Genomic DNA, 24,598 nt, shown 5'->3' with positions numbered 1-24,598 from the left:
CTCATACAACTGTTCCCAAAATGGTTTGGTGTCCCCGGGAGGCGGTGTTCAGATAAGGATGAAGGATGAGGCGGTTCGTTTTCTGAGTGATCTATGCCCGAAAACGACCGCCTCAACGGTTGTTTAGACGAGATCAACTTAGAGTTTGTTGAACGAGAAGCGACACCGCGATTGCTGATGAAGCTCAGTATTCAACTGCACCTCGCTGGACTTTCGCTTTCGAATACTGTCTCTGTTCTTGAGGTATTCGGTGTCAAACGCGCTCGGTCTACTGTTCACAATTGGGTACACAAGGCCGATCTACAGCCCGAATCTGGCCGGTGTCCGGATCACGTTGCGGTTGACGAGACCGTGATCCGACTGAACGATGAGCAGTATTGGCTGTACGCCGCAATCGATCCAGAGACAAACGAATTGCTCCATACAAAGCTTGAACCGACAACAACGAAGGTTCTCGCTCATTCGTTTCTTACGGAACTATCCGAGAAACACAACGTCTCTGACGCCGTGTTTCTCGTTGATGGGTCGCACTCGTTACAAGATGCATGTCAGCGCCACGGCTTCGATTTCAGATACGAAAAGCATGGAAATCGAAATGCTGTTGAACGTGTCTTTAGAGAGATAAAACGACGAACACTCTGCTTCTCAAACTGCTTCAGCAACGCCGAAGCAGAAACTGCCGACGACTGGCTCAGATCGTTCAGCTTCGCATGGAATCAGCTTATCTGAACACTACCCCCGGGATCTCTCAACCGAGACAGGGAATCGGAGCGCAACCGCCGGCCAGCGACGGAGCCGTCGATCAGGTGACGTACAGCGAACGCGCGATCACGAGAAAGCCCGCGAGCACCAACAGACTCTCGAGGAGGATACCCGTCGCCAGCGGCATGGAGAACAGTTCGGTCAGCATGCCAGCAAGCACCAGGCCCAGCGTGATGAGTCCGAACCCAAGGGAGAGATAGCCAAGCGCCGGCTGCTGGGTTCGCCGATAGGCTTTGTACGCGATGAACGTGATGACGCCGCCGACGATGAGAACGAGCGTCTTGACGACCGTAAGCGCGATCGCGATCGGCAGTCCCGCGGCGTCAAGCGACATTGTTGTTCGTGATTCGATATTCAATAGCGGTACCAAGAACCTTGCCGTTGCCGAACGCTATGGTGACTGTCAGCTAGCCACGTACTTCGTCGTCGGATCGGAATCACCCCGTCCCGCGAGCGAACCGTTTAGGAGCCGGGGCACGGAGCCGATTACGATGACGCGACTGGTCGAACTCGAGGAGACGGGACCGCGCAAACTCGATCCGTCGGACCTCGACGACGAGAACGGTGACATCGCGGTCTGTCAGTGCGGGCTCTCGGAGTCGTTTCCGTTCTGCGATGGGAGCCACCGGCAGACGCGCGACGAGGACGACGGAACGACCTACGTCTACGAGGACGGCGACCGTCGGGCCGTCGAGCGGCTCGTGACGGCCGAGGGCGACGCCGAGTAGACGGCTCGCGGTCCGATGACGAGTCGACGACTGCGCGTCCCCATTGACGGCTGCACGTACGGATTCGGAGACGCGACTGGTCGTCCGTCCGTCAGATCGATCGCGCCGAGTTCACGACGACGAGCGCGCTGCTCGTGGCCATCGCGACGGCGGCGAACAGCGGGTTCAACAGCCCGGCGACCGCGAGCGGGATCGCGACCGCGTTGTACGTAAACGCCCAGCCGAGGTTCTGGCGGATCCGCCGGTGGGTGGCCGTCGCGATATCGAACGTCTCGGTGACCGCCTCGAGGTCGTCGCCGACGATCACCGCGTCGGCCGCATCGGTCGCGAGCTTCGTCCCGCTCCCCATCGCGATGCCGACGTCGGCAGCGGCCAGCGCGGGCGCGTCGTTGCTCCCGTCCCCGACCATCGCGACGGGTCCGCGGGCACGCAGCCGGTCGACGGTCTCGGCCTTCGCTTCCGGTGGGACGCCGGCGAAGACCTCGTCGACGCCGGCCAGTTCGCGGAACGCGTCGGCAGCCGCCCCCTCGTCTCCGGTGAGGACGACGACCTCGCGGCCCGCAGAGAGCGTTTCGAGTGCATCCTCGAGCTCCTCGCGTGGGGAATCGCCGACGACGATGACGCCGCGGGCCCGGCCGTCCCAGCCGGCGACGACCGGGACGTGGCCGGCATCGCGGGCCTCGTCGATCCGGGGCTCGAGGGACTCGGGAACCGTGTGACCCTGCTCGCGGAGGAAGTCGGGGTGGCCGACGGTGACGCGCTGCCCGTCGACGAGCCCGCTGACGCCGCGGGCTGCTCGCTCGAACCCGTCGACTGCGCCCGCGTCGGCGGTGGGATCGTCCTCGGTTTCGGCGTCGGATGCGGCGTCGGCCACGGCGTCCGCGACCGGATGCTCGGAGAGGGACTCGACCGCACCGGCGCGTCGGAGCAGTTCGTCGGCGTCCCCGTCGGCAGCGTGGACGGCTTCGACCGCCATTCGCCCGGTCGTGAGCGTCCCCGTCTTGTCGAGGACCACGGTCTCGATCGCCGGCGCGTCCTCGAAAATCGTCTCCGCGGCGACGACGATTCCCCGCTCGGCGGCAGCCTGAATGCCTGCGGCGATCGCAAGCGGCGTCGCGAGCCCGAGCGCGCAGGGACAGGAGACGATCACGACCGTCAGCCCGACGAGCAACGCCCTCGATACGCTCGAGCCGGTCGCGAGCAACACGGCAGCCGTTCCGACAGCGAGAGCGACGACCAGCGGGACGAACACCGTCGCGAGCTTGTCAGCGAGCCGCTGGACGCCGGGTCGGGCGCTCTGGATCGACCAGAGGACCGAAACGAGTCGGTCGAGCGTGCTCTCGGCTCCCTCGCCGACTTCCAGGACGATCGGGGCATCGGTCACGACGGTGCCGCCGCGGACGAAATCGCCGGGCTCCTTCCCGACGGGCAGGGATTCGCCGGTCACGAGCGACTCGTCGATCGCGGCAGTCCCTTCGGCGATCTCGCCGTCGAGGGGGACCCGTTCGCCGGCCCGCACCAGGAGCCGGTCGCCGGCGTCGACCGTCTCGAGGGGGACGGTCTCGCCGTTCTCGAGGCGTGCCTCGTCGACCTGTCGTTCGGTCAACTCCGAGAGCAACCCGGTCGCGCGGCGCTTGACGGCGCGTTCGTAGTGGCCCCCGCAGTTACCACGAGGACGATCGCGACGGTCACGTCGAAGTAGAGATGCATGTTTCCAAGCAGCGTCGCGACGACGCTGAAGGAATACGACCCCAGGGCGGCGATCGCGACGAGCAGATCCATGTTCGGTTGCCCCGCGCGGAGGCTCACGTACGCGCCACGGAGGATCGAGTGGCCGGTATAAAACAGAACGATCGAGGTCAGCAGCCAGATGTTGGCCGCGAGGAAGGTACCCTCGTAGCCGCCGAAGTCGGCGACCGGCTCGAAGCCGAAGTAGACCGGATAGAGAAACAGGACGTACCACACCATGACCATCATCCCGAAGAACACACCCAACAGGAGGCCGATGGAATCGTCGGCCGAGCCGGCGTCGTCGCCGTCGGCCGACCGCTCGGCTGCGGTGTAGCCGTAGCCCGAGACGACGTCCGGAAGCTCATCGGCCGCGAGCCGGTCGGGATCGTAGACGAGCCGGATCGTGTCCGTCGCGTAGCTGGCGGTCGCCCCGACCACGCCGTCCTCGCGCTCGGCGGTCGTCTCGAGGAACGCCTCGCAGGTCGAACAGTGCATGCCCTCGACCGCGAGATAGGCGTCCTCGCCCTCGAGTTCGTCGAGCGATCGCCCGGTCCCGTCGTCTCCCCCTTCCAGACGCGACCGCAACGCCGACTCCTCGGGCGCGTCGTCGGTTCCCTCGAGCGTGCGAGAGACCTCGAGACAGCCCCGACAACAGAACGAGCCGTCCACGTCGGCGTCGGTGATCGGTTCGGCGGGGGTGGGCAGCTCACAGAGGTCGCACGTCTCGGTATCCGCGGCGCTCCCGCTGTGTGCGGTATCCTGGCTTGTAGCCGCCCGTTCCGGGGGCGGAACGGATGCGTTCGTGGTTCGTGGGTCCTGACTCATCGTTAGAACGGTTGGGCGAACGGCAGCGGCAGGTGTGGTAGGTGGATTCCGTACAGCATCAGTCCGTGTGAGAGGGGAATGTAGCCAAGGAGGAGGAACGCTGCGCCGAGTCCACGATGGAGGCGCAGTCGCGTCTCCGTCTCGATCGAGGTCAGGGCGGTCCCGTAGACGAACAGCGTCGGGATCGTCCCGATTCCGAGCGCGGCCAGCGAGAGCGCCCCGCGGGTCGGCGACCCCAGGGCGAACGCGTAGAGGTAAGCGGGGTAGATGATCGGACACGGCATGAACCCGTGGATCGCGCCGAGTGCGACGATCCCCGGCGAGGTCGCGAGCCGATCGATCCGGCTCGAGAGCAGCCCCGAAAGCCGGGCGAACAGCGAGCCGACGACGGGGAGTCCGTGGCCGGGAACGGCGGTTTGTCCCCGCAGGTAGTAGAGGCCGCTGACGATGATCGCGATCCCGACGAGAATCCCCGTTGCGCCCCTGACGCTATCGCCGACCGCGGCAACTGCTTCGGTCGAGGCGACCGTGATCGCGCCCAGGAGGCCGAACAGGCCGCCGATCACGGCGTAGCTCGCCGTCCGCCCGAGGTTGAACAGTGCATGCTGGCGGACCTCGTAGCCGGAGAGCGTGTCCTCGCGGCGCTTCTCACTCGCGGCTCCGATCCGATCGGCGTAGGTCGTCACCAGCGGGCCACACATCCCCAGACAGTGTGCGCCGGCGAACAGTCCCACGACGACGAGGACGAGCAGATCCGCGTTCTCGAGGGCCACTCCGGACCCCGAAGCGGCCTCGAGTGCGAACAACGGTGACTCCGGAGCCGCTGGGAGTGGTACTGGAATCATCTGGGCGAAAAGAACGCTCAGCTCGCGGTGCCGTCACCGGGATGGCCGTGTCCGTGCCCGCCATCGACCGGCGTCGTCGCGATGTACAGCGAGCTAAAGATGATGAGCAGATTGATCCCACTGACGATGCCGGCGAGTGGCGAGTGGGTGATCCCGTAGACGAGTACCGGAACGAACGCGAGCAACCCGGCGGCCGCGGCGTGTCGCGGCGTGACGTTCTCGAGAGTCATACCGACGAGTGGGGGCGTAGACTGCTTAAACCGTTTCGGTGTTCCCAGGAACCGGGAAGGACGGTCGAGAATAAGTGACGGCCCTCCCCTATCACCCGATATGGCTTCGGCAACGGAAAAAAGCGAGACCGATCAGGTTCGTGAGATCGGTCACGACGAGTACGATCCGGTCGGGACAGCGATCCTGATCACGATCTACTTTCTGATACTGGTACTGCTATGGGTGTTCATGTACTTCGTCGAGTTCCTCGGCAACGGTCCAACCGTCGTCGGGACGCTTCTGACGGTGGTGGGACTGGCATGAACATTCACACCTACGAAAAGGTCTGGCTGGCCGCAGCCATGGTATTGATCGTCGGGTTCATCGCGACGATCACGTACGGCGCGGTCGGTCCCGGGATCGCGATGATCGACGACAATGGCGGGACGATCGACCCCGCCAATATCAACGACCACGAGCGATTCGGCGACCCCGGCGTCGAACACGTCGGCGGCAACGAATACGAAGTCAACGTCGTCGCCCAGGCGTGGCTGTACACGCCCGATCAAATCGAGGTTCCGGAAAACAGCGAAGTGACGTTTTACGTCACGAGTCGCGACGTGACACACAGCTTCTCGGTGGTCGGAACGAACATCAACACGATGGTCGTCCCGGGTCAAGTCTCGGAGATGACCGTCCAGTTCGACGAACCGGGCGAGTACGGCATCCTCTGTAACGAATACTGTGGAGAAGGTCACCACACCATGGAAGGATTACTCACCGTTGTTCCCGAAGAAGAGTTCGACCTGACCGAGCTGTCGGTCGATGCCCCACGGGAGGTCGAGGCAGGCAACGAGACGACGATCAACGCGACCGTGAGCAACGGCATGCAGGAAGACCTCGAGACGACCGTCACCCTCGAGATCGGCGATCAGCAGTACGAAGAAGACGTCACGGTCGCCGGCGACGGGAGCGAGACCGTCGAGTTCCCGGTCGATACGACGGAGCTCGGGACGGGAGAGTACGACTGGACGGTGACCGCCGACGGCTACGAGGACAGCGGTACCCTCTCGGTCGTCGAGCCGACCGATGGCAGTGACGGTGGCGACGGAGGTGAGGGCGATGCGTAACGCCTACGTCGACCAGTTCCCGGCCGAAGCGGGAGTGATCAAGGCGGCCTTCTGGAGTTCCTTCCTCGCGCTCGCGATCGGGGGTTCGCTCGGTCTCCTGCAGGCGCTTCACCGGACCGACTTCCTCCGCATTATGGACTCGGCCGACTACTACACGGTCCTCACCGCCCACGGCGTGTTGCTGGCGATCACCTTCACGATCTTCTTCCTCGTGGGGATCTTCACCTGGGCGGTGACCACCAGCCTCGATCGGGGTGTCGTCGACATCCGATTCACCTGGGGCTGGTACGCGATGATGGTCGTCGGGACGGTGTTAGTCGGGATTTCGATCCTCGGCGGGGTCGTCGACGCGATCCCGACGAACGCCGACGTGCTCTTTACGTTTTACGCGCCGCTGCAGGCCCATCCCGCCTTTTACATCGGGCTGGTGCTGTTCGTCGTCGGCTCGTGGCTCGCCGGGGCGGACTGGTTCCGGACGTGGTGGGCCTGGCGGAAGGAAAACTCCAGCGAGCGGATCCCGCTGCCGACGTTCATGGCGCTGACGACGACGCTGTTCTGGTATCTCTGTACGCTCGGCGTCGCCCTGTCGATCCTCGTCTTCCTGCTGCCGTGGTCGCTGGGGATCGTCGACTCCGTCAACCCGCTGTTGACCAGAACGCTGTTCTGGTACTTCGGTCACGCCGTCGTCTACTTCTGGTTGATGCCGGCGTACATGATGTGGTACATCATGCTGCCGAAGCTCTCCGGCGGGAAGCTGTTCAGCGATCCGCTCGCGCGGGTCGTCTTCGTCCTCTTCCTGTTGCTGTCGACGCCGGTGGGCATCCACCACCAGTACTTGGACCCCGGCATCGCGGAGGGGTACAAGTTCATCGCGATGACGAACACGATGTTCCTGCTGTTGCCCAGCCTGCTCACCGCCTTTACTGTCGTCGCCAGCATGGAACACGGCGCTCGCCAGCGCGGCGGCAAAGGCTATCTCGGCTGGTTGAAGGCCCTCCCGTGGCGTGACCCGGTGTTCACCGGGATGGCGCTTGCGGGCCTGATGTTCGCCGCAGCCGGCTTCTCCGGGATGATCAACGCCGGGATGAACATCAACTACCTCGTCCACAACACGTGGTGGGTCGTCGGTCACTTCCACCTCACCGTCGGCACCGCCGTCGCCCTGACCTTCATGGCAGCGGCCTACTGGTTCATCCCGCAGGTCACCGGCAAAGAGCTGTGGAACCGCTCGGTCGCGCTGGGGCAGGTCCTGATCTGGTTCATCGGCATGACGTTCATGTCCAACGCGATGCACCGCTCCGGGCTGTTCGGCGTGCCCCGACGGACCGCGGAACCTCAGTACCAGAACTTCTCGTTCGAGCCCGCAGCCGGCAGCATGGGCGAGATCAACGCTCAGGTCGCCCTCGGTGCAGTTCTGTTGACCGTGTCGCTGGCCCTGTTCCTCCTGAACATGGTCATGACCTCGTTCAACGACAGCAACGGTTCGATTCCCGAGAACACCTACGCTGGCACGCTCTCGGGTCCCGAGGATTCGCCGGCCATCCTCGACAACCTCAAGCTCTGGACGGCAATCGCCGTCGTCCTCGTGATCATCGGCTACACCCTCCCGCTGGCGAGCATCGTCGACGCCGGCGGGCTGTTCGGCCCCGGCATCGACGGCTTCCAGCTCACCATCGGCACCGATCCCGCGCTCGTGCTCGAGTCCGTCAGTGAGGTGATGCCGTAGATGCGCATCTCGAAGGGGGCGCTGCTGGTCGTCATCGCCGTCCTCATCCCGTTCGTGGTCGAGTTCCGGACGGCGCTCTCGTGGTTCGGGATCGAGCTCTCGGTCCTCGAGTCGCTCGTCCTCGGTGGCGCAGCCGTCCTCGCGATCGTACTCTGGGCGGTGTGGCCGCCCAACGGGAACGCCGGGCCCTCAGGCTCGAGCTAACTCCGGACCGTTTTTTCAAAAGGCGTCCCGATCGCGGAGTCGAGTGACCACGTCGCGAACTCGCTGTGAGGCGTCCCGCGGGGCGACGAGGATCCGGTCGTCGAACGCGGCGACGATCAGGTCGTCGACCTCGAGTACGGACACGTGCGAGTCGGGTGCGGCGACGACGTTGTTCGCGGCGTCGATCGAGAGGATCTCTCCCGCAACGAGGTCGTTCGCCGTGTCGTCGCGCGTGGTCTCGAATACCCGTCCGACGGCGTCCCACGTCCCGAGATCGTCCCATCCGACCGACAGCGGCGTCACGGAGACGTCGGTCGAACGCTCCATGATCGCGTAATCGACGCTGATGGAGTCGACCGCGTCGAACCCACCGTCGGGATCGCCGTCCTCGAGTGCATCGACCAGCGGCGCGAGCGGGGAGTCACGCGCGTCCTGCAGGAGCGCGCTCGGCGTCCACGCGAAAATCCCGGCGTTCCAGTACGCACCGGCGTCGACGAGGCGCGTCGCCGCCTCGCGGTCGGGTTTTTCGGTGAATCGTTCGACTGCAGCGTAGCCGTCCTCGTCGAAATCGCTCCGCGTCGGGACGATGTAGCCATAGCCCGTCGCCGGCCGGGTCGGCTCGACGCCCAGCGTGACCAGCCCGTCCGTTTCGACGGCGATCTCGGCGGCGCGCTCGAGCCGAGCGGCGAACACCGCCTCGTCGGCGACGTGGTGGTCGCTGGGGAGACAGACCAGTACCGGCTCCCGCTCGAACCGATCGCGCAGCCGCCAGGCGGCGTAGACCAGCGCCGGGCCGGTGTCCTTTCCGTCGGGTTCGACCAGCACGCCCGCCTCGGGCGCGTGGTCGTGGATTTCGTCGGTGAACGAGTCGCGAGTCAGGACGTACCGTTCGTCGGCAAAGGCCGTTCGATCCATCGTCCGGGAGAGCAAGGAACGCTCGCCGCCAAAGGAGTGGAACTGTTTCGGGCGATCGCTCCGGCTCGCGGGGTAGAGTCGGCTTCCGGTTCCGCCGGCGAGGACGCAGGCGACGATTGGACGGTCCATACTACCAGGTCTCGATCCGTCCGTTGCGGACGTCCTCGGCACACCCTTCGCAGTCGGGATGGCCCTCCTCGTAGCAGGCCGGCCGGTACTCCTCGTCGAGCTTCGCCGCCCGTTGTTCGGCGTAGCGCCGGCAGACGATCTTCGCCCGCCCCGCATCGTCGGCCGGCAACCCGCGGGCGTTTTTCGCGACCGCGTAGGAGTCCCGCGCCTCCTCGAGTTGCTCGTCGGTCGACCTGCGGAGCTCCTCGAACTGCTCGCCCGCCTCCTGCAGCGTCGAGCGGAGGAACCGCTCGAGTCGACGCCGATCCGCCATTGGCTCACCGTTTGGCCCCCGGGCACATATACTGTCGGACGGCACTGCGATGCCAACGACTTTGATCGAATGGCCCAAGTCAAAAACATGGCCATCACCGATGCGCTCCGGGGAATCACCTGCCCGATGGTGACTCCCTTCGACGACGGATCGATCGACGACGCGGCACTCGCCGAGTTGCTCGAGCACCTTCATGCGGGCGGCATCGACGCGGTCTTCCCCTGCGGGACGACCGGCGAGTTCCCGGCCCTGACGGCCGCCGAGCAACACCACGTTGTCGAGACGACCGTCGAACACGCCGAGGTCCCGGTCGTCGCCGGGGCCGCGGCGACGAGCGTCGACGACACGATAGCAGCTATCGACCGGGCTGGCGATGCGGGTGCCGACGCCGCCGCGATCGTCGCACCCTACTTCACCACGGCGAACGCCCCCGCTGGCAACCACCAGTTCTTCGAGGCAGTCCTGCAGGACGCGTCGCTCCCGATCTTGTTGTACAACATTCCCCAGTGTACGGGCCAGCGCATCGAGCCCGAAACGGTGGCCGCCGTCGCTGAGCACGACCAGGTCGTCGGGATCAAGGACTCGAGTGGCGACCTCGAGTATTTCCTCTCGGTGCTCGAGAAGACGCCCGCGGAGTTCCTGTGCCTGCAGGGGTACGACGCCTTGCTGGTCCCCGCGCTCCGGATGGGTGCGGACGGCGGGATCAACGCGCTGTCGAACGTCGTTCCCGACATACTGCGAGCGGCCTTCGAGCGGGCCGACGACGAACGCGGGCGAGCGCTCCAGCGTGATGCCATCTCGCCGCTGTTCGAGGCCTGCACGACACACGGCTTCGCCCCGGCGACGAAGACCGCGCTCACCGAACGCGGCGTTATCCCATCCGACGAGGTTCGGCCGCCACTCGTGGCCGTCGACGACGCGGGCACCGAAACGATCGCCGGCGCTCTCGAGACCGCACTCGCGGTCGGCGAGCGGTAACGGGGAGCCGACCGTGCCGGTCTCGATCGCCGTACCGAACACGCCCCTCGACGCAGTCCGGCGGTTTCTTTCGCGGGCCTTCACTTTCGCTCCGGTGGCGGTACTTTAAATACTATCGGGCGCGAACGGACGTATGCCTCCCAGTGAAACCAAAGAGGAGGCGAGAAACCATGAGCGACGTACGCCAACACGCCGACGACATACACGAGCAGTTTTCGGACCACCTCGACGTGAGCGTCGAGGACGTCGAGGAGCGCCTGACCACGCTCGTCGACGAATACAAAGTACCGATCGACGAGGCACGCCGGAGCGTCACCAACCATTACCTCGAGGAGGCCGGCCTCGATCGCGAGGACATCTCGAGTGGCGACAGCGAGAAAGCCAACGTCGAGGACGTCGACGAGCCCGAGGAGTGGATCGACCTCACCGCGAAGGTCATCGAACTCTGGGATCCCCGCAGCGACTCCGTCGCGCAGGTCGGCCTGCTGGGCGACCCGACCGGGACGATCAAGTTCACCAAGTGGGCCAAATCCGATCTCCCCGCGCTCGAGGAAGGGGGCGTCTACGAACTTCGCAACGTCGTCACCGACGAGTACCAGGGCCGGTACTCGGTCAAACTCAACTCGACGACGGTGATCGAGGAACTCGAGGAGGACCTCGAGGTCGGCAACGACACCAGCGAGGTCGAGGGCGCACTGGTCGACATGCAAAGCGGCAGCGGGCTGATCAAGCGCTGTCCGGAGGAGGGCTGTACCCGCGTCCTCCAGAACGGGCGCTGTAACGAACACGGCGAGGGCGAAGGCGAGTTCGACCTCCGCATCAAGGCCGTCGTCGACGACGGCATCGACGCCCACGAGGTCATCTTCGACAAGGACGCGACCGAGGAGCTGACGGGTCTGAGCCTCGAGGAAGCCAAGGACATGGCGATGGACGCGCTCGATACGACCGTCGTCGCCGACGAGATCCGGGACGATATCGTCGGGACCTACTACCGCATCGAAGGGCCGACCTTCGGCCGGTACGTCCTGGCCGACGACGTCGAGGAACTGGACGGGCCAGCCGATCCCGAGGAACTGCTGATCAAAGCGAGGTCGATGTGATATGAGCCAGTCAGAACTCACGCGCGAAGTCGCCCGCCGCGTCTTCGCCTCCGAATTCAACGATTCGACGTACGCGTTCAAAGAGAGCGACGACGAGCGAGCGCCGAACTTCGCGCTCCTGCCGACGGGCGACCGCGCGAACCGCGTGTTCGTCGTCGGGACCCTCACCGAGACCGAAGACGTCGGCGACGACAGCGAGTACTGGCGCGGACGGGTCGTCGACCCGACGGGAACGTTCTTCGTCTACGCCGGCCAGTACCAGCCCGAGGCCGCCTCGGTGCTGCGTGACACGGAGCCGCCGGAATACGTCTCCATCGTCGGCAAACCGCGCACCTACGAGACCGACGACGGCACCGTCAACGTCTCCCTGCGACCGGAGTCCATCGCGGTCGTCGACGACGACACCCGCGACCGCTGGGTCGTCGAAACCGCCGAGCGCACCCTCGATCGCATCGAGTCCTTCGAGGAGTGGGAGGCCGAACAGGAAGCGCCCGAAAGCGCCTCGACGGCACCGACGAACGAGTACGCCGAGATGGCCCGCGAACGCTACGACTCACCGGTCGTCAACTACCGCAACGACGTGATTCAGGCACTCGAGAGCCTCGAGGCCATCGAGGAGACCGACGACGCGGAAGCGACAGTCTGAACGCGACTCACGGACGGTTCTTTTTCCCGACTCGAAAGCGGCGGCCATCGTAGTCGGACGACGGCGATCCCAGCAGTGACCGTCGACGGCATCACTCGTCTAGCACCCGCTCGAGCATCGCTCCGATCGCCGTGAACTCGTCGGCGGTGACTTCGTGGCCCGTGTCGGGATAGCAGCGTTCGTCGACCGCTGTATCCCCCTCCTCGAACACTCGGATCGTCTCCGCAATGTGTTCGGACTCCACGTGTGGATCGGCGTCGCCGTAGCCGACGAGCACCGGCGTTCCTTCGAGCGAGCCGTCGATCGCGGTCGAACGGATTTCGGCGGCCGATCCGGGGAGCAGTCCGGAGAGGACGGCGAGCCCGCCGTAGCGAGTCGGGGTTCGGCGGACGAACTCCGCGGCGACGCAAGCTCCCTGTGAAAAACCGGCGAGGACGGTCCGCTCGGGCGGGACGTCGATCGCTCGTGCCCGCTCGAGTGCGAGCCCGATACGGTCGACGCTTGAGGAGAGCCACGGCTCGTTGTCGGCTCGCGGTGCGGTCGACGGGTGCGGATACCAGCGGCTTCGCTCGGCCTGTGGCGCGAGGACGGCGACGCCGTGTCGAGAGGCAGGATCCATGAGGTTGATGACGCCCTGCGCCGTCGCGCCGCGGCCGTGACAGCAGATCAGCGCCGCGTCCGCCGCCAGTGCGGGTGCGCCGGCGGTACGCAGCGGCTGGCCGGTGTGGAGTCCCGCTACGGCGTCCGTCGGACGACCTGATTCCGTCATCGCCCCTCGAAACCTGTGCGTTCCTCGCTATCCCAGCGAGCCGTCGGAACCGTCAGCGTCGGGAGCTGGCTCTCGATCAGGTCGCGATCCTCCTCGAACCAGTCGGGGAGGTACAGCGACTCGCCCTGGTCCGCCCCGTCCTCGCCGGCCGCGACCCCGTCAGTCTCGGTCGCCAGTTCGAAGAGGATCCCGCCCGGTTCGCGGACGTACAGCGAGTGGAAGAAGCGGCGGTCTTTGACCCGCGAGACGCTATAGTCGCGGTCGTCGAAGCGTTCCCGCCACTCGTGGAGTTCGTCTTCGTCTTCGACGCGGACCGCGACGTGATGGAGCGTTCCCTGCCCCTCCCGGCCGAACGGGGCGTCGCGATCGAGAACGTCGACGACCGTCGCTCGCGATCCGTCGGTGCGATATCGAATCCGATCGCCGTCTTCCGCGTCGTGCTCGAATCCCAGGGTCTCGAGCGTGCCCGCGGTCGCGTAGGGGTTGACCGACAGCGTCGCGACGCCGTGGAGTCCGCGGATCGCGTGGGCGGTCGGAATCGGGCCCGCGGTCCAGGGCTCGATATCGTCCGGCACCGGCGGCCCGGCCACGAGTTCGATCTGCGTGCCCGCAGGATCCTCGAACCGCAAGACCCGTTCGTCGAACCGTTCGAACGGTCCCTCGACTGCGATCCCGTGGTTCCCGAGCCGTATCCGCCAGTACTCGAGGGAGCCGGCCGGAATCACGAACGAAACCGATTCGATCTGTGGGGTTCCGGCCCGGCCGGGATCGCCGTGTGGATCCGGGAAGTGCGTCAGGACCGTTCCCGGCGTCCCGTTTGCGTCGCCGAAGTAGAGGTGATGTTGGAGGATGTCCTCGAAGTTGACCGTCTGCGTGACGAGCGCGAGGCCGAGCACGCCGCCGTAGAAGTCGATCGCTGTCTGGGCGTCCCCGACGATCCCCGTCACGTGGTGGAGGCCCGGCGTATCGGTCAGCATGAGTCGAAAATTGGGCCTCGAGGCAGATAGCCTGCCGGGTCGCTGCCGGTCTACCGGTTTACGCAGCGGTTCGAGCGCTCGAGCGGGCTCGACCAGTTCGTCGGTCGTACACACCGTCTGACAAATGGTTAAGTGGCGTGAACGACGACTAGGGGTATCGATGGGGAACAAGAACAAGACGATCTCGTTTCGGGTCAACGAGGACGCCTTCGAGGCACTTCAGGCGATCGCCGAGGAGCGCGACATCTCGCTGTCCGCCGTCTTTCGGGATTACGTCGACCAGCTCGTCGAACACGACGGCCAGGTCGAAGTGGTCCCCGAGACCGAACTCGAGGCCCGAACCGGCGGCGACGGAGATGGCGACGACATCTCGTTCCCGCCGACCGTCGAAGTCCCGAAGCGGTTCATTCGCGAACACGAACGGCTCGAACTCGAGGCCGAACACCTCCGGGAGCAACTCGAGGAGTACAAGGGATACGTCAACGACCTGCAGGACCGACTCGAGGACGAGGAAGACGAGGTACTGCTGCTCGATGAGTTAGACGAGTTGGACGACGAAGACGAACCCTACCAACTGCGGTAACGAACGGGGGTGGTCGAAACCGGGTCCGGAACGGTTCTACCCGTCCGATCGTGGGACAGCCAGCGGTTTCTATTCGAGATATCCTAACTGTTCGAGGTTTTCACGCGTCGAGTCGTCGAGATCCGTCTCCGCCAACGCCTCGCGTCCCGCCTCCTTTTGCTCTTTCAACAAGCGGAGCAGCTGTCGGGACGTCCGGAGCTTGAAACGGAGTTCCGGATCGTCGACCTCCGATTGAACGCTCGTGAGCATCGTTTCAACGGTCTCGAAAGCCGTCTGGGGCATCACCGCCGACTAGCTGGCAGATACGTATATAATCGGTCACGATTCCGATCCGGTCGGAACCACGGGCGGCGTCTTAGACCCTTCAGGATGGCTCCAATCAGAAGTCTTCACGGAGCCCTCTCCGGCAGTACGAAATCCTCGAGAGCGATCTACCGCTCGAGTTCCCGTTTTGCTTGCCGGATCTCGTCGTACTTCTCGTCGGCCCCGTCGACCCGCGCGAGTCCTTCCGCGGCCTCGAGCGTGCGAACGCCGTTGTCGAGGAAGGAGAGGACGTCGCCGGAGTAGGCATACACCATGTAGTCGTCGGTCATCACGTCGACGATCGCGTCCGGTCCCAGACCCTGGGCGCGCAACTCGAGGAGGTATCCGACGAACTTCCGCTCCGGGCACCCACAGTAGGGGTTGTTGTCACAGCCACAATCGAGGAAGTCCTGCGTGAAATCCAGCACCCGATCGCGCGTCGCGTCGTCGAGTTTCTCGAGGCCGTCGCCCTGGAAGAGCATGTCCAGCGTCGCACCCTTGAACGCGCCCTTGGGGATGTTCGTCTCGAGCTGGGAGCTGAGCTGACGGTGGTTTTTGATGTAAATCTTGTCGGTGATGGCCACGCTTGTCGGTGTTACCGCGCGTGGGCCGAAAAACGTCTCGGTCGCGAGCGGGCTCGAGTGCGCCGAGTTACCAGGAATCGCTCACGCCGGGCGAAATCCCACGCGACAGTGTCCCACACCGCGTCGCAGAGTCGTAACGTATTTTAGTCCAACCGGCTGTAGGTTCACGTGTAAGCGTGTCCGGGTTGGGGTAGTGGTTATCCTTCAGCCTTGTGGAGGCTGAGACGCGGGTTCGATTCTCGCACCCGGACTTTCTGAGGAACGTAGTGACGAAGAAGGCCGGAAGGCGAGATCGAACCACGCGAGACGAGTGAAACGAGTCTCGCAGTCGGGTTCGATTCTCGCACCCGGACTTTTTCACGACGTCGTCGCGAGCGAAGTGAGCGACTGCTCGGAGCGGCAATGTCGCTCCGGGAGCCACAGGGAGGAGTGGAGGAGCCGGAAGGCGAAATCGAACCAGGGAGCGAAGCGAACGCAGTGAGCCGAACGGCCGTGGTTCGATTCTCGCACCCAGGCCGTTCGTGAACCTCGCTTGAAGATACCGAGGCCGACTCGAGGCAGAAACCGCCGGCGACGAGTGACGGCTGTCCGAACGACGACCAAGGAGGTCGCGGTGTTGAGCGTTCCTTCCGCAGGTAACGAAACAGCCTCCAAGACAGTTAAGCGGCGCTCACAAAGCGGGTTTGGCGAGAGAGTTAACAGTGTCGCGTCCCTAGCGATAGCGTGAACAAATCACCCCCAACAGACGCAGGTACGCGGGCCGATACGGTCGATTACGAGACCGTGGACCGGCGCGTGCTCGTCATCGGCGCGGGTGCCACAGGAGCACGGACCGCGATCGAACTGGTCGAACGCGGCGTCGACCCGACGGACGTGCTCGTCGTCGGGAAGCGTGCCCACGGCGACGCCCACACGACGTGGGCCCGCGGCGGCATCAACGGGGCGCTCGGGACCCTCGACCCGGAGGACGACTGGACGATCCACGCCGCCGACACGCTGACCGAGGGCCACCACCTCAACGATCCGGGGAAGGTCGAGACGGTCACCCGCCGAATGCCGGACATCCTCCGCGAACTCGAGGAATGGGGCATGGAGTTCAGCCGCACCGAAAGCGGCGACATCGACCAGCGCTACTTCGGCGCACAGTCGTTTCGCCGGACGGCGTTCGCCGGCGACTACACCGGGGAGGCGCTCCTCGACGCGCTGGTCGACCGTGCACAGGCGCTCTCGATCCCCTACCGCGAGAACGTCTTCGTCTCCCGGATACTCGCCGACGACGGCCGCGTGCTCGGGGCAGTCGGAACGGATCTCGACACTGGGGAGTTCGTCGTCTTCGACGCCGAGGTGGTGGTTCTGGCCGCGGGCGGGTACACCGGGCTCTACCGCCGCCACTCCTCGCGCGACGACGAGAACACCGCCGACGGGCCCGCACTCGCCTATCAGGCGGGTGCGACGCTGATGGACATGGAGTTCGTCCAGTTCCACCCCACGGGCATGGTCGGCAAGCGGTACGGGGAGTCGTGGGACGGGCGGCTCGTGACCGAGGCCGTTCGCGGGGAGGGCGGTCGACTGTACAACGCCGAGGGGGAACGGTTCATGGAACGGTACTCGCCGGACCAGATGGAGCTCGACGCCCGAGACGTCGTCGCCCGCGCCATCGCGAAAGAGATCGCCGACGGCCGCGGTACGGACTCCGGCGGCGTCTATCTCGATATCTCCCACCGGGGGCGCGACTTCATCGAAACGAGGCTCCCGCGGATGGACGAACGGTTCGCCGAACTGGGCGTCGACATGGCCGAAGAGCCTGTCGAGGTCGCGCCGACCGCCCACTACGGAATGGGTGGGGTTCGTGTCGACGACGAGGGCGAGACCGACGTCGACGGGCTGTACGCCATCGGGGAGACGATGGCGGGCGTCCACGGTGCGAACCGGCTCGGGGGAAATTCGCTCGCAGAGACGGTCGCGTACGGCGCGGTCACTGGCGAAGCCGTCGCCGACCGGCTCGCCGAACGCGAGGTGCGCGGAGCCGACGAACTCGGCGAGCACGCCGCGTTCCACCTCCACGATCTCGCCGATCTCGCAAACAGCGACGGGACGCACGACCCGGCGGCGGTGTTCGACGACCTCCGGTCGTTGCTCTGGGACCACACGGGCATCCTGCGCGACGCGGACGGACTCGAGAACGGATTGGCCGGCCTCGACGAACTCCGTGAGCGGGCGTCCGATCTCGCGGTCGGGGACAGGACGAGCGCGTCCTACGAGTTCGCGCTCAACCTCGGGTTCGCCCTGCTCACCGCGGATGCCGTGCTCCGCAGTGCGCGGGAGCGAACGGAGTCACGCGGCGCACACTTCCGCACCGACTTCCCGGACACGACCCCCGAATGGCGACGCAACGTGGTGGTTCGCTCGGACAGCGTCGGCGCGATGGACCTCTCGACTAGCCCCGTCGGCACGCCGAGCGATGCGGTACAGGCGGCCCTCGATAGGGGGTACGAACTCGATTACCACCAGCTCGAATGAGCGGGGTCACTGCGGAGCGGTCGATCGCTCGAGGAAAGCGTGTCCCCACGATCGGCCGATTCTGACCGCCGTCGCACGATGTCGTTCGCGCTACAGCGTGATCGCTTCTCCATCGTCGAGGACGTGGACGTTCTCAGTTTCCGACCGCAATTGGTCGCGTGTGAGCAAGCAGTGGTTGATCGCCTCCATGTGAACGACGACGACCGTCGCATCGGTGGCCTCACGGACGGCGGAGACGTCCGCGACGCCCATCGTGATCGGCTCGCCGTGATCGAACTGTGCTTCACCGCCGTTGAGAACGACCATGTCGGGTTCGAATTGCTCAAGCGTCCGTTTCACTTGATCGTACCAGACCGTGTCGCCGGCAAGGTACAGCGTCTCCTCGGCCTCGAGAACGAATCCCGAGACGGGCCCCATCTCTTCGGCTAACTCGCCGTGTCCGTGGCGACCCGGCGTCCGGGAGATGGTGACGCCGCCGAACGAGACCGAATCGTCGACGGGCCGCACGTCGGTGAACCCCTCGTCTGTGAACGCATTCGCCTCGACGGGCTGACAGAACAGTGGAACGTCCGCGTCGAGTTCCGCTTTCGCCGCGTCGTCGAAGTGGTCGGGATGACGGTGGGTGACGATCACGGCATCGTACGACAGTTCGACGTCGGGCATCGGGACGAGGGGATTCCGACGATCGTTCGGCGTATTTTGTATCGACGGATTCGCTCCGGGAGACGCAAACAGCGGATCGACGAGAAACGTCGTCTCTCCGATGGTCACGAGGAGCGTTGCGTTGCGGACGAGAGAGACGCTGGTATCGAGGTTCGGTGACATACGACAGGCCCTTCGGCGAGCGTCGGGTTGTGGGTTACGGTGAGTCGACCGGGATGTACGTGCTGTCCGCACTCGAGGTCGTCGCGACCGAAGTGAGTCGGGCCCGTTCGATTCTCGAATCGGACGGCCATCCGCCTCTCTCGAGCGACTGCGGCCGCTCGGAATCGCGTTCTCGAGCGCCCCTTCCCTCGCCTCGCTGAAGCGCAACTTTTTGTCGCGTCGTTCCGACAGTAGATGGCATGAGCCATGGGCTGGAGCCGACCGAGGAGTACGACGGCTCCATCGTCGTCCGCCTCCTGGACGACACGGCGGGGAGAGAGCAAATCCGTTGTACGTCGTACGAAGAGGCCATCGCCGTCGTCAAGGAGAACCACCGCTCGGTCACGGTCGCGAAGATCGTCGACCGGGACGGGGCCGTCGTCTTCACCTCCGCCGAGATGAGTATCGACGACTGGGAGACGGAGTGGGAGCACGCCAAACGGCGCCTGTCCGTCGACGTCGAGGCGTACGACTGCCCGTACGACAACGTCGCCTGTTTCGCCGACGATCACTGTATTCAGTGCCAGATCGACGCGGTCAAAGACGACTACTGACCGCGAGCCGCCGTCCCCTAACGCCTCCGCCTACGCCGCCTCCTCGAGGAACTCGGTCAGGCGCTCGACGAAGTACTCCGGCCGTTCCTCGGGAATCCAGTGGCCGGCGCGCTCGACGACCTCGCTCTCGACGTCGGTTGCGACCGCCTCCATGTCTCTGATCGGGAGTTCGCGGAAAGACGCCGCGCCGCCGAGGGCGAGGACGGGCATCTCGAGGGGATCTTCGGCGTGGTCCTGATTGTGCTCGGCGTCGGCGTCGTAGGCCCGGTAGTACTCGAAGCCACCCCGCAGTCCGCCGGCCTGTGCATAACAGCGGACGTACTCCTCGCGGGCGTCGTCGTCGATCGCCGTGGGATCGTACGCCCCTTCCCCGTAGAACCAGTCGAGATAGAGCCGTTCGCGACCGGCGACCAGCCGTTCGGGGAGGTCGCGAACGCTGTGAAAGCGGGTGTGCCAGAGCTTGAGCTTCTCGTCCTCGTTGATGCCCGGCAGTCCGGCCTCGAGAACGCAGAGCGCGCGGACATCCTCGCGGTACTGAGCGGCGTAGGCGTAGGCGGTCGGCATCCCCCAGTCGTGGCCGACGAGCGCGATCGGTTCGTCGTCGAACCCGAGGTGGGAAACGAGTTCTCGGACGTCGGTCGCGACGGTATCCTTGTCGTATCCCGAGACGGGCGCCTCGGAGTCACCCAATCCGCGGAGATCCGGTGCGATGACGGTGTGGTCCGCCGCGAGTTCCGGGATCACGTCCCGCCATTCGTACCAGGTCTGTGGCCAGCCGTGGAGCAACACCAGCGGTGGCCCCTCACCGGCGGTGACGTAGTGCAGTTTGACGCCGTTGACGCGGGCCTGTCCGTGCTCGAAGTCGTCGTGTTCGACCATACGACACTGTTACGAGGATTAACTATCAGTCTTCCGTCGGAACCGGCGCGGACGTGAGCCGTCGTCAAACCAAAGCGCGTTCGGACCGTCCCATCGATCGATGACCGAGACGGACGACAGCCTCGAGTGTGGTTCCTGTGGAGAAACCGTCCCGTTCGACGACGCTCGACGGACGAAAACGATCGGTGGACTCGACCCGGCCACGTGGCAGACGCTTTGCTGCCCGTCCTGTGGATCGCGACTCAAGACGGTCTTCGTCGGCGAGTGAGTCGACTGCGAGCGGTCGAACCGTCTCCCCCCGGACGTGTCGCTGCCCGCTCGATGGCTCTCGCATGCTCTCGCGTTTAGGCGCGTCGTCTCGTAGGGGACACATGGCGGACGCTCGATTCGGCGGCCCGTTCGACAAAACGCAGCGAAACGCCGCGCTCGCCTGGGCAATCACGATCGCGCTCGTCGCGCTCGCGATCATTCACGGCCTCGCCGACTCCTACCGATGGTTCGCGTTCACCGGGTTCGCGACCGTGATCGTGATGCTTCCGGCCGTCGCGTTTCGAGATCCGCTGATGATGCCACCCTGGGAGCTGTTGGGCCTCGTCTCCCTGCCCGTCGTCGACGCGACGGTACTCGGTGAGTCGTTCCTGACGTCGATCGCCGTCTACGTCGCCGTCGCCGCAGTCGCGCTCGTGGCCACCGTCGAGATCGACCGGTTCACGACGGTCCGGATGAACCACGCGTTCGCGGTCGCGCTCGTCGTGCTGACGACGCTCGCCGTCGCCGGCGCGTGGAACGTCGCCCAGTGGGTCGCCGACGTGACGTTCGGGACGGACTACATACTGGACGGCCGCTCGCAGGACGCGGCCAACCGCGCGCTGATGATCAACTTCGCGTACGCAGCGGCCGCCGGGCTGTTCGCTGGCGTCGTCTTCGGTCGCTACTTCGGGTCGTACGGTACCGAGATCGAGAGACAGCGGACGCCGACGCCGCGGGACGCGTCGCCCGACGAGGAATCGGACCCCGTCCCGACGCTGATCCGCGATCAGCTAGACGTCCCCGACGAGATCGTTCGGCGACTCTCCCGAGTCATGCAGGCGGCCCTGGGGGTCCTCCTGCTGTATGGGATCGTCAGCCGCGACCTGACGACGGTCTCGAACGCCGCCATCGCGCTCGCCATCACCTTTCTCTCCGCCCTCCTCGAGCGGGATGCCAAACTACCGCTCGAGCCGGGACTCGTCTTCTGGCTCACGGCGGCCGTTTTCCTCCACGTACTCGGCTCTGCCGGGTTGTACGCGATCGTTGGCCCGTGGGATAGCCTGACGCATACGGTTTCGGCGTCGATCGTCGCCGCGGGGGGCTATGCGGTCGTCCGGGCGATCGACCTCCACACGGACGAGATTTACGTTCCCCCGGCGATGCTGTTCGCGTTCATCCTCGTGTTCGTCCTCGCATTCGGCGTCGTCTGGGAACTCATGGAGTTCGTCATCGACTGGAGCGCACGACGGTACGGCCTCGAGGCGGTTCTCGCCCAACACGGTCTCAACGATACGATCGTCGACCTCGTGTACGACGTCGTCGGCGCCGTCGTGGCCGCGATCTGGGGGTTGTTCTACCTCACCGAACTCTCCCAGCGCATCGCCGGCCGACTCGCAGCGTCGTAATCGGGTTCGGTGCCCTAGTCGGCCGCGTCGGTCAGTCGCTGCACCTCGTCGTCGGACAGCGAGAGCTGTGTGGCGGCGACGTTCGACTCGAGGTGAGCGGGATCGGACGTCCCCGGAATCGGCAGCATGACGTCTGCACGCTCGAGGAGCCACGCCAGCGCGACCTGTCGTCGCGTCGCGTCGTGTGCCGCTGCGATGTCGTCGAGGAGATCGTCGTGTGCGGCCAGATCGTCGCCGTTGATCGGGGCCCACGGGATGAACCCGATATCGTTCTCGGCACAGACCTCGAGGGAATCGGCGGCCCCGCGGTCGTTCAGGTTGTACCGGTTCTGGACGGTCGCGACATCGACCTGCTCGCGAGCCTGATCGATGAGTTCGGGGGAGACGTTACTGAGACCGACTTCGCGGACGAGTCCCTCGTCTTTGAGTTCGGCGAACGCAGCCACGGAGTCCTCGAAGTCGGTATCGCCGTCGGGCCGGTGGAACTGATAGAGGTCGATGGTGTCCGTCCGGAGCCGGTCGAGCGAGGTAAGCACCTGATTGCGGATGTAGTCGGGATCGCCGTGGGCGATCCACTCGCCCTCCCGGTTGCGCAACAGGCCGGCCTTGGTCGCGACCAGGACGTCGTCGGGATCACCGATCGCCTCGCCGATGAGTCGCTCGCTCACGGCCGGGCCGTAGGAGTCGGCCGTGTCGATGAGGTCGATGCCACAGTCGACGGCGCGCTGGACGACCTCCCGTGCGGTTTCTTCGTCCTCGGGCGAGCCGATGATGTCGTCGCCACAGAGCCGCATCGAGCCGAACCCCAGCCGATGGACCGTCGTCTCGCCGATCTCGAACGTCCCACTCTCGTTTGTGATCGAGTTGCTGCTCACGCTTGCAGTACCACACCGAGCGGGGATAATCGTTGGCGGTTGCGAGGTGCTTGCCGGAACCGAAGCGTCACCGGGACTCGAAAATCGCTGACGGTCGCGTGATCGATCGTCGAGTCGGCCTCGTCGATAGTATCTCGGTCCACAGCCGCCCTCGTGTCCGTCTCAGCCGGGATCCGATTGAGCAGACTATCCCTGTCGTATCGTGACCACTCGCTGTCGAACCACGCAGTTGTGATTCCGCCGTCGGTTTCGGGGTGTCGGGTTCACGACGCCTTATCTGGTAACGATCCAGAGGAGAAGTCCGATGACTCCGATAGCAGTCCCGACGACGAAGTACGTCGTCTGGTGTTCCGAAAACAGGGCGACGTAATGCATCGCGAACCCGATCGCCGCGTACAGTCCGATACCGACGAAGAGAATAGACAGGTTCAGGACGCGAGCTACCTGCCTCGATTTGGTTGCTGTCGATTCCGACGCCGCGGATTCGGATACGTTTGACATCTGCACTTACTTTGCTTCTAACCGGTCTTAATTCCTTTCATGGTTCCGGTCGATCCGAATTTGACCCGGTTAGCGAGGACGTCCGTTCCGACGCTCGGGCCGATGGCCGAACGCGAGCCGTTCGTCGATTGCGATCCGTCGGGACGAGTCCCGGCGGAGTCCGCTCCTGGCAGGACATCCGGTCGGCCGATTCGGCCCGGGATCGATCACGATGGATCGCGAGTCGGTGTCGATGACTTGCCGTGGGCTCCCGTTCGGTGCGAACCACCCGTTCGAGCGGAATACCTAACTCAGTGGCGTGCCGTGAATTGTCATGGACATCGCGGAAGCGAGCGCGGTTTGCAGCGACGTCCTCGACGAAGTAGCGACCGCGGTGGTCGCAGACCGGTCGTTTTTCGAGACCGTCTTCATCGGGGTGCTTTCGCGCGGCCACGTTCTTCTCGAGGAGGTCCCGGGAACCGGCAAGACGCTTACGGCGCGGTGCTTCGCGACGGCGTTGGGCCTCTCGTTCTCCCGAATCCAGTTTACGCCCGATCTGCTGCCGACGGACGTGACCGGGAGCCAGCTCTACGACGAACGCGACGGCACGTTCGAGTTCAGCGAGGGCCCGGTCTTCGCGAACGTCGTTCTGGGCGACGAGATCAATCGAGCACCGGCCAAGACACAGGCTGCACTCCTCGAGGCCATGGCCGAGCGGCAGGTGACGACGCAGGGTGAAACGCGGCCGCTCCCGGATCCGTTCGTTGTCATCGCGACCCAAAACCCCATCGAGAGCGAGGGCGTCTTTCCCCTCCCCGAGGCACAGATCGATCGCTTCACCGTGAAAGCGCAACTGGGTTACCCCGATCACGAGGGCGAAATCGATATCCTCCAACGGCGTCTCGACCGGGAAACCCGGAGTCCCGACGTCGAACCCGTCCTGTCCGGAGCACAGGTGCGAGAACTGCAGCGCGTGCCCGAGACGGTACGGGTCGACGCCGACACCCTCGATTACATCGGTCGACTGGCACGCGCGACTCGGGAGGACCGCCGTGTCGATATCGGCGTCTCACCCCGCGGGACACAGCAACTGCTCGAAGCGTGTCGTGCACGTGCCGTCATGCAGGGTCGGGGTTTCGTCACGCCGGACGACGTCAAGAGAGTCGCCCACCCGGTACTGGCCCACCGACTCGTGCTTACCGCCGACGCGCGCATCGATGGCATCGACGGCCGCACCGTCATCGACGGCGTCCTCGGATCCGAACCCGTTCCGACGGTCGACGGAATCGAACGGAGTGGGAACGGGACGTAGC

General features: G+C 65.0%; 28 protein-coding genes, 1 tRNA gene and 1 pseudogene. 16 read left to right on the top strand and 14 right to left on the bottom strand.

Features of this window, described 5'->3' with window-relative positions; all coding sequences use genetic code 11:
- Positions 1 to 93: 93 nt before the first annotated feature.
- Positions 94 to 729: an IS6 family transposase gene (locus CP557_RS09565; protein WP_097378791.1), complete on the top strand. Its 636-nt coding sequence runs from the start codon at positions 94 to 96 to the stop codon at positions 727 to 729.
- A gap of 73 nt (positions 730 to 802) precedes the next feature.
- On the opposite strand, the gene CP557_RS09560 is transcribed toward CP557_RS09565, so the two are convergent.
- On the bottom strand, positions 803 to 1,096 hold the full coding sequence (locus CP557_RS09560; protein WP_097379680.1) for a DUF7521 family protein: 294 nt from the start codon (positions 1,094 to 1,096) through the stop codon (positions 803 to 805).
- A 157-nt stretch (positions 1,097 to 1,253) separates the two neighbouring features.
- On the opposite strand from CP557_RS09560, the gene CP557_RS09555 reads away from it, so the two are divergent.
- A complete protein-coding gene (locus CP557_RS09555; protein WP_097379679.1) occupies positions 1,254 to 1,490 on the top strand; it encodes a CDGSH iron-sulfur domain-containing protein in 237 nt (78 codons plus the stop codon).
- Positions 1,491 to 1,581: 91 nt separating this feature from the next.
- Here CP557_RS09555 and CP557_RS09550 read toward each other — a convergent pair.
- The 3 genes and pseudogenes from CP557_RS09550 to CP557_RS09540 all read right to left on the bottom strand — a co-directional run bounded on the left by CP557_RS09550 (position 1,582) and on the right by CP557_RS09540 (position 5,121).
- Positions 1,582 to 4,046, bottom strand: a pseudogene (locus CP557_RS09550) (heavy metal translocating P-type ATPase).
- A 2-nt stretch (positions 4,047 to 4,048) separates the two neighbouring features.
- On the bottom strand, positions 4,049 to 4,891 hold the full coding sequence (locus tag CP557_RS09545) for a sulfite exporter TauE/SafE family protein (protein WP_097379678.1): 843 nt from the start codon (positions 4,889 to 4,891) through the stop codon (positions 4,049 to 4,051).
- A 17-nt stretch (positions 4,892 to 4,908) separates the two neighbouring features.
- Positions 4,909 to 5,121 carry a cytochrome-ba3 oxidase subunit gene (locus tag CP557_RS09540; protein WP_097379677.1) on the bottom strand — a complete coding sequence of 71 codons (213 nt, stop codon included), beginning with the start codon at positions 5,119 to 5,121 and terminating at the stop codon, positions 4,909 to 4,911.
- A gap of 100 nt (positions 5,122 to 5,221) precedes the next feature.
- Between CP557_RS09540 and CP557_RS09535 the strand changes: the two genes are divergently transcribed.
- From CP557_RS09535 to CP557_RS09520, 4 genes are read left to right on the top strand one after another with little or no spacing between them, the layout of a single operon-like run.
- Positions 5,222 to 5,425: a hypothetical protein gene (locus CP557_RS09535; protein WP_097379676.1), complete on the top strand. Its 204-nt coding sequence runs from the start codon at positions 5,222 to 5,224 to the stop codon at positions 5,423 to 5,425.
- Positions 5,422 to 6,231 carry a cytochrome c oxidase subunit II gene (locus CP557_RS09530; protein WP_097379675.1) on the top strand — a complete coding sequence of 270 codons (810 nt, stop codon included), beginning with the start codon at positions 5,422 to 5,424 and terminating at the stop codon, positions 6,229 to 6,231. Before CP557_RS09535 ends, CP557_RS09530 begins: the two co-directional genes overlap by 4 nt.
- Positions 6,191 to 7,957, top strand: coding sequence for a b(o/a)3-type cytochrome-c oxidase subunit 1 (locus tag CP557_RS09525; protein ID WP_097379674.1), 1,767 nt, complete (start codon positions 6,191 to 6,193; stop codon positions 7,955 to 7,957). Before CP557_RS09530 ends, CP557_RS09525 begins: the two co-directional genes overlap by 41 nt.
- The gene (locus tag CP557_RS09520) at positions 7,958 to 8,161 is read left to right on the top strand and encodes a CbaC protein (RefSeq protein WP_097379673.1); all 204 of its coding nucleotides are present in this window, start codon (positions 7,958 to 7,960) and stop codon (positions 8,159 to 8,161) included.
- Between the two features lie 15 nt (positions 8,162 to 8,176).
- Here the strand turns inward: CP557_RS09520 and CP557_RS09515 are convergent, their stop codons facing one another.
- Entirely contained in the window at positions 8,177 to 9,205 is a 1,029-nt protein-coding gene (locus CP557_RS09515; protein ID WP_097379672.1) for a mannose-1-phosphate guanylyltransferase, read from the bottom strand.
- Between the two features lies 1 nt (position 9,206).
- Positions 9,207 to 9,518 carry a DUF7091 family protein gene (locus CP557_RS09510; RefSeq protein ID WP_097379671.1) on the bottom strand — a complete coding sequence of 104 codons (312 nt, stop codon included), beginning with the start codon at positions 9,516 to 9,518 and terminating at the stop codon, positions 9,207 to 9,209.
- 87 nt (positions 9,519 to 9,605) lie between these two features.
- Between CP557_RS09510 and CP557_RS09505 the strand changes: the two genes are divergently transcribed.
- The 3 genes from CP557_RS09505 to CP557_RS09495 all read left to right on the top strand — a co-directional run bounded on the left by CP557_RS09505 (position 9,606) and on the right by CP557_RS09495 (position 12,242).
- Positions 9,606 to 10,496 carry a dihydrodipicolinate synthase family protein gene (locus CP557_RS09505; RefSeq protein ID WP_097379670.1) on the top strand — a complete coding sequence of 297 codons (891 nt, stop codon included), beginning with the start codon at positions 9,606 to 9,608 and terminating at the stop codon, positions 10,494 to 10,496.
- A 170-nt stretch (positions 10,497 to 10,666) separates the two neighbouring features.
- A complete protein-coding gene (locus CP557_RS09500; RefSeq protein WP_097379669.1) occupies positions 10,667 to 11,596 on the top strand; it encodes a replication factor A in 930 nt (309 codons plus the stop codon).
- 1 nt (position 11,597) lies between these two features.
- Entirely contained in the window at positions 11,598 to 12,242 is a 645-nt protein-coding gene (locus tag CP557_RS09495; protein WP_097379668.1) for an RPA family protein, read from the top strand.
- A gap of 91 nt (positions 12,243 to 12,333) precedes the next feature.
- Here the strand turns inward: CP557_RS09495 and CP557_RS09490 are convergent, their stop codons facing one another.
- Positions 12,334 to 13,011: an alpha/beta hydrolase gene (locus CP557_RS09490; protein ID WP_097379667.1), complete on the bottom strand. Its 678-nt coding sequence runs from the start codon at positions 13,009 to 13,011 to the stop codon at positions 12,334 to 12,336.
- On the bottom strand, positions 13,008 to 13,988 hold the full coding sequence (locus CP557_RS09485) for a VOC family protein (RefSeq protein ID WP_097379666.1): 981 nt from the start codon (positions 13,986 to 13,988) through the stop codon (positions 13,008 to 13,010). The genes CP557_RS09490 and CP557_RS09485 overlap by 4 nt, the downstream gene beginning before the upstream one ends.
- A 160-nt stretch (positions 13,989 to 14,148) precedes the next feature.
- On the opposite strand from CP557_RS09485, the gene CP557_RS09480 reads away from it, so the two are divergent.
- The gene (locus CP557_RS09480; protein WP_097379665.1) at positions 14,149 to 14,571 is read left to right on the top strand and encodes a ribbon-helix-helix protein, CopG family; all 423 of its coding nucleotides are present in this window, start codon (positions 14,149 to 14,151) and stop codon (positions 14,569 to 14,571) included.
- 69 nt (positions 14,572 to 14,640) lie between these two features.
- Here the strand turns inward: CP557_RS09480 and CP557_RS09475 are convergent, their stop codons facing one another.
- Both CP557_RS09475 and CP557_RS09470 read right to left on the bottom strand, forming a co-directional pair.
- Positions 14,641 to 14,853 (bottom strand): hypothetical protein, encoded by a 213-nt coding sequence (locus CP557_RS09475; protein WP_097379664.1) that lies wholly within the window; start codon positions 14,851 to 14,853, stop codon positions 14,641 to 14,643.
- A 149-nt stretch (positions 14,854 to 15,002) separates the two neighbouring features.
- The gene (locus CP557_RS09470) at positions 15,003 to 15,458 is read right to left on the bottom strand and encodes a DUF5814 domain-containing protein (protein WP_097379663.1); all 456 of its coding nucleotides are present in this window, start codon (positions 15,456 to 15,458) and stop codon (positions 15,003 to 15,005) included.
- A gap of 179 nt (positions 15,459 to 15,637) precedes the next feature.
- Here CP557_RS09470 and CP557_RS09465 point away from each other — a divergent pair.
- Both CP557_RS09465 and CP557_RS09460 read left to right on the top strand, forming a co-directional pair.
- A tRNA-His gene (locus CP557_RS09465) sits at positions 15,638 to 15,709 on the top strand.
- 472 nt (positions 15,710 to 16,181) lie between these two features.
- Positions 16,182 to 17,978, top strand: coding sequence for an L-aspartate oxidase (locus CP557_RS09460; RefSeq protein ID WP_097379662.1), 1,797 nt, complete (start codon positions 16,182 to 16,184; stop codon positions 17,976 to 17,978).
- 90 nt (positions 17,979 to 18,068) lie between these two features.
- On the opposite strand, the gene CP557_RS09455 is transcribed toward CP557_RS09460, so the two are convergent.
- Entirely contained in the window at positions 18,069 to 18,803 is a 735-nt protein-coding gene (locus CP557_RS09455) for an MBL fold metallo-hydrolase (RefSeq protein ID WP_097379661.1), read from the bottom strand.
- Positions 18,804 to 19,042: 239 nt separating this feature from the next.
- Here CP557_RS09455 and CP557_RS09450 point away from each other — a divergent pair, with 239 nt between their 5' ends.
- A complete protein-coding gene (locus CP557_RS09450) occupies positions 19,043 to 19,396 on the top strand; it encodes a hypothetical protein (RefSeq protein ID WP_097379660.1) in 354 nt (117 codons plus the stop codon).
- Between the two features lie 30 nt (positions 19,397 to 19,426).
- Here the strand turns inward: CP557_RS09450 and CP557_RS09445 are convergent, their stop codons facing one another.
- Positions 19,427 to 20,275: an alpha/beta fold hydrolase gene (locus CP557_RS09445; protein ID WP_097379659.1), complete on the bottom strand. Its 849-nt coding sequence runs from the start codon at positions 20,273 to 20,275 to the stop codon at positions 19,427 to 19,429.
- Between the two features lie 100 nt (positions 20,276 to 20,375).
- Here CP557_RS09445 and CP557_RS22535 point away from each other — a divergent pair, with 100 nt between their 5' ends.
- Positions 20,376 to 20,543 (top strand): hypothetical protein, encoded by a 168-nt coding sequence (locus CP557_RS22535; RefSeq protein ID WP_169924364.1) that lies wholly within the window; start codon positions 20,376 to 20,378, stop codon positions 20,541 to 20,543.
- A 103-nt stretch (positions 20,544 to 20,646) separates the two neighbouring features.
- On the top strand, positions 20,647 to 21,930 hold the full coding sequence (locus tag CP557_RS09440) for a hypothetical protein (protein ID WP_097379658.1): 1,284 nt from the start codon (positions 20,647 to 20,649) through the stop codon (positions 21,928 to 21,930).
- 14 nt (positions 21,931 to 21,944) lie between these two features.
- Here the strand turns inward: CP557_RS09440 and CP557_RS09435 are convergent, their stop codons facing one another.
- Together CP557_RS09435 and CP557_RS09430 are read right to left on the bottom strand one after the other, a co-directional pair.
- Positions 21,945 to 22,805, bottom strand: coding sequence for an aldo/keto reductase (locus CP557_RS09435; RefSeq protein ID WP_097379657.1), 861 nt, complete (start codon positions 22,803 to 22,805; stop codon positions 21,945 to 21,947).
- 273 nt (positions 22,806 to 23,078) lie between these two features.
- The gene (locus CP557_RS09430) at positions 23,079 to 23,306 is read right to left on the bottom strand and encodes a hypothetical protein (protein WP_097379656.1); all 228 of its coding nucleotides are present in this window, start codon (positions 23,304 to 23,306) and stop codon (positions 23,079 to 23,081) included.
- Positions 23,307 to 23,619: 313 nt separating this feature from the next.
- On the opposite strand from CP557_RS09430, the gene CP557_RS09425 reads away from it, so the two are divergent.
- The gene (locus tag CP557_RS09425) at positions 23,620 to 24,597 is read left to right on the top strand and encodes an AAA family ATPase (RefSeq protein ID WP_097379655.1); all 978 of its coding nucleotides are present in this window, start codon (positions 23,620 to 23,622) and stop codon (positions 24,595 to 24,597) included.
- Position 24,598: the final 1 nt, after the last annotated feature.

Origin of the sequence: Natrinema ejinorense (assembly GCF_002494345.1) — an archaeon.
Lineage (GTDB): Archaea > Halobacteriota > Halobacteria > Halobacteriales > Natrialbaceae > Natrinema > Natrinema longum.
Note: the sequence above shows the minus strand (reverse complement) of the source record. Positions and strands in the feature narration are given on the sequence as shown.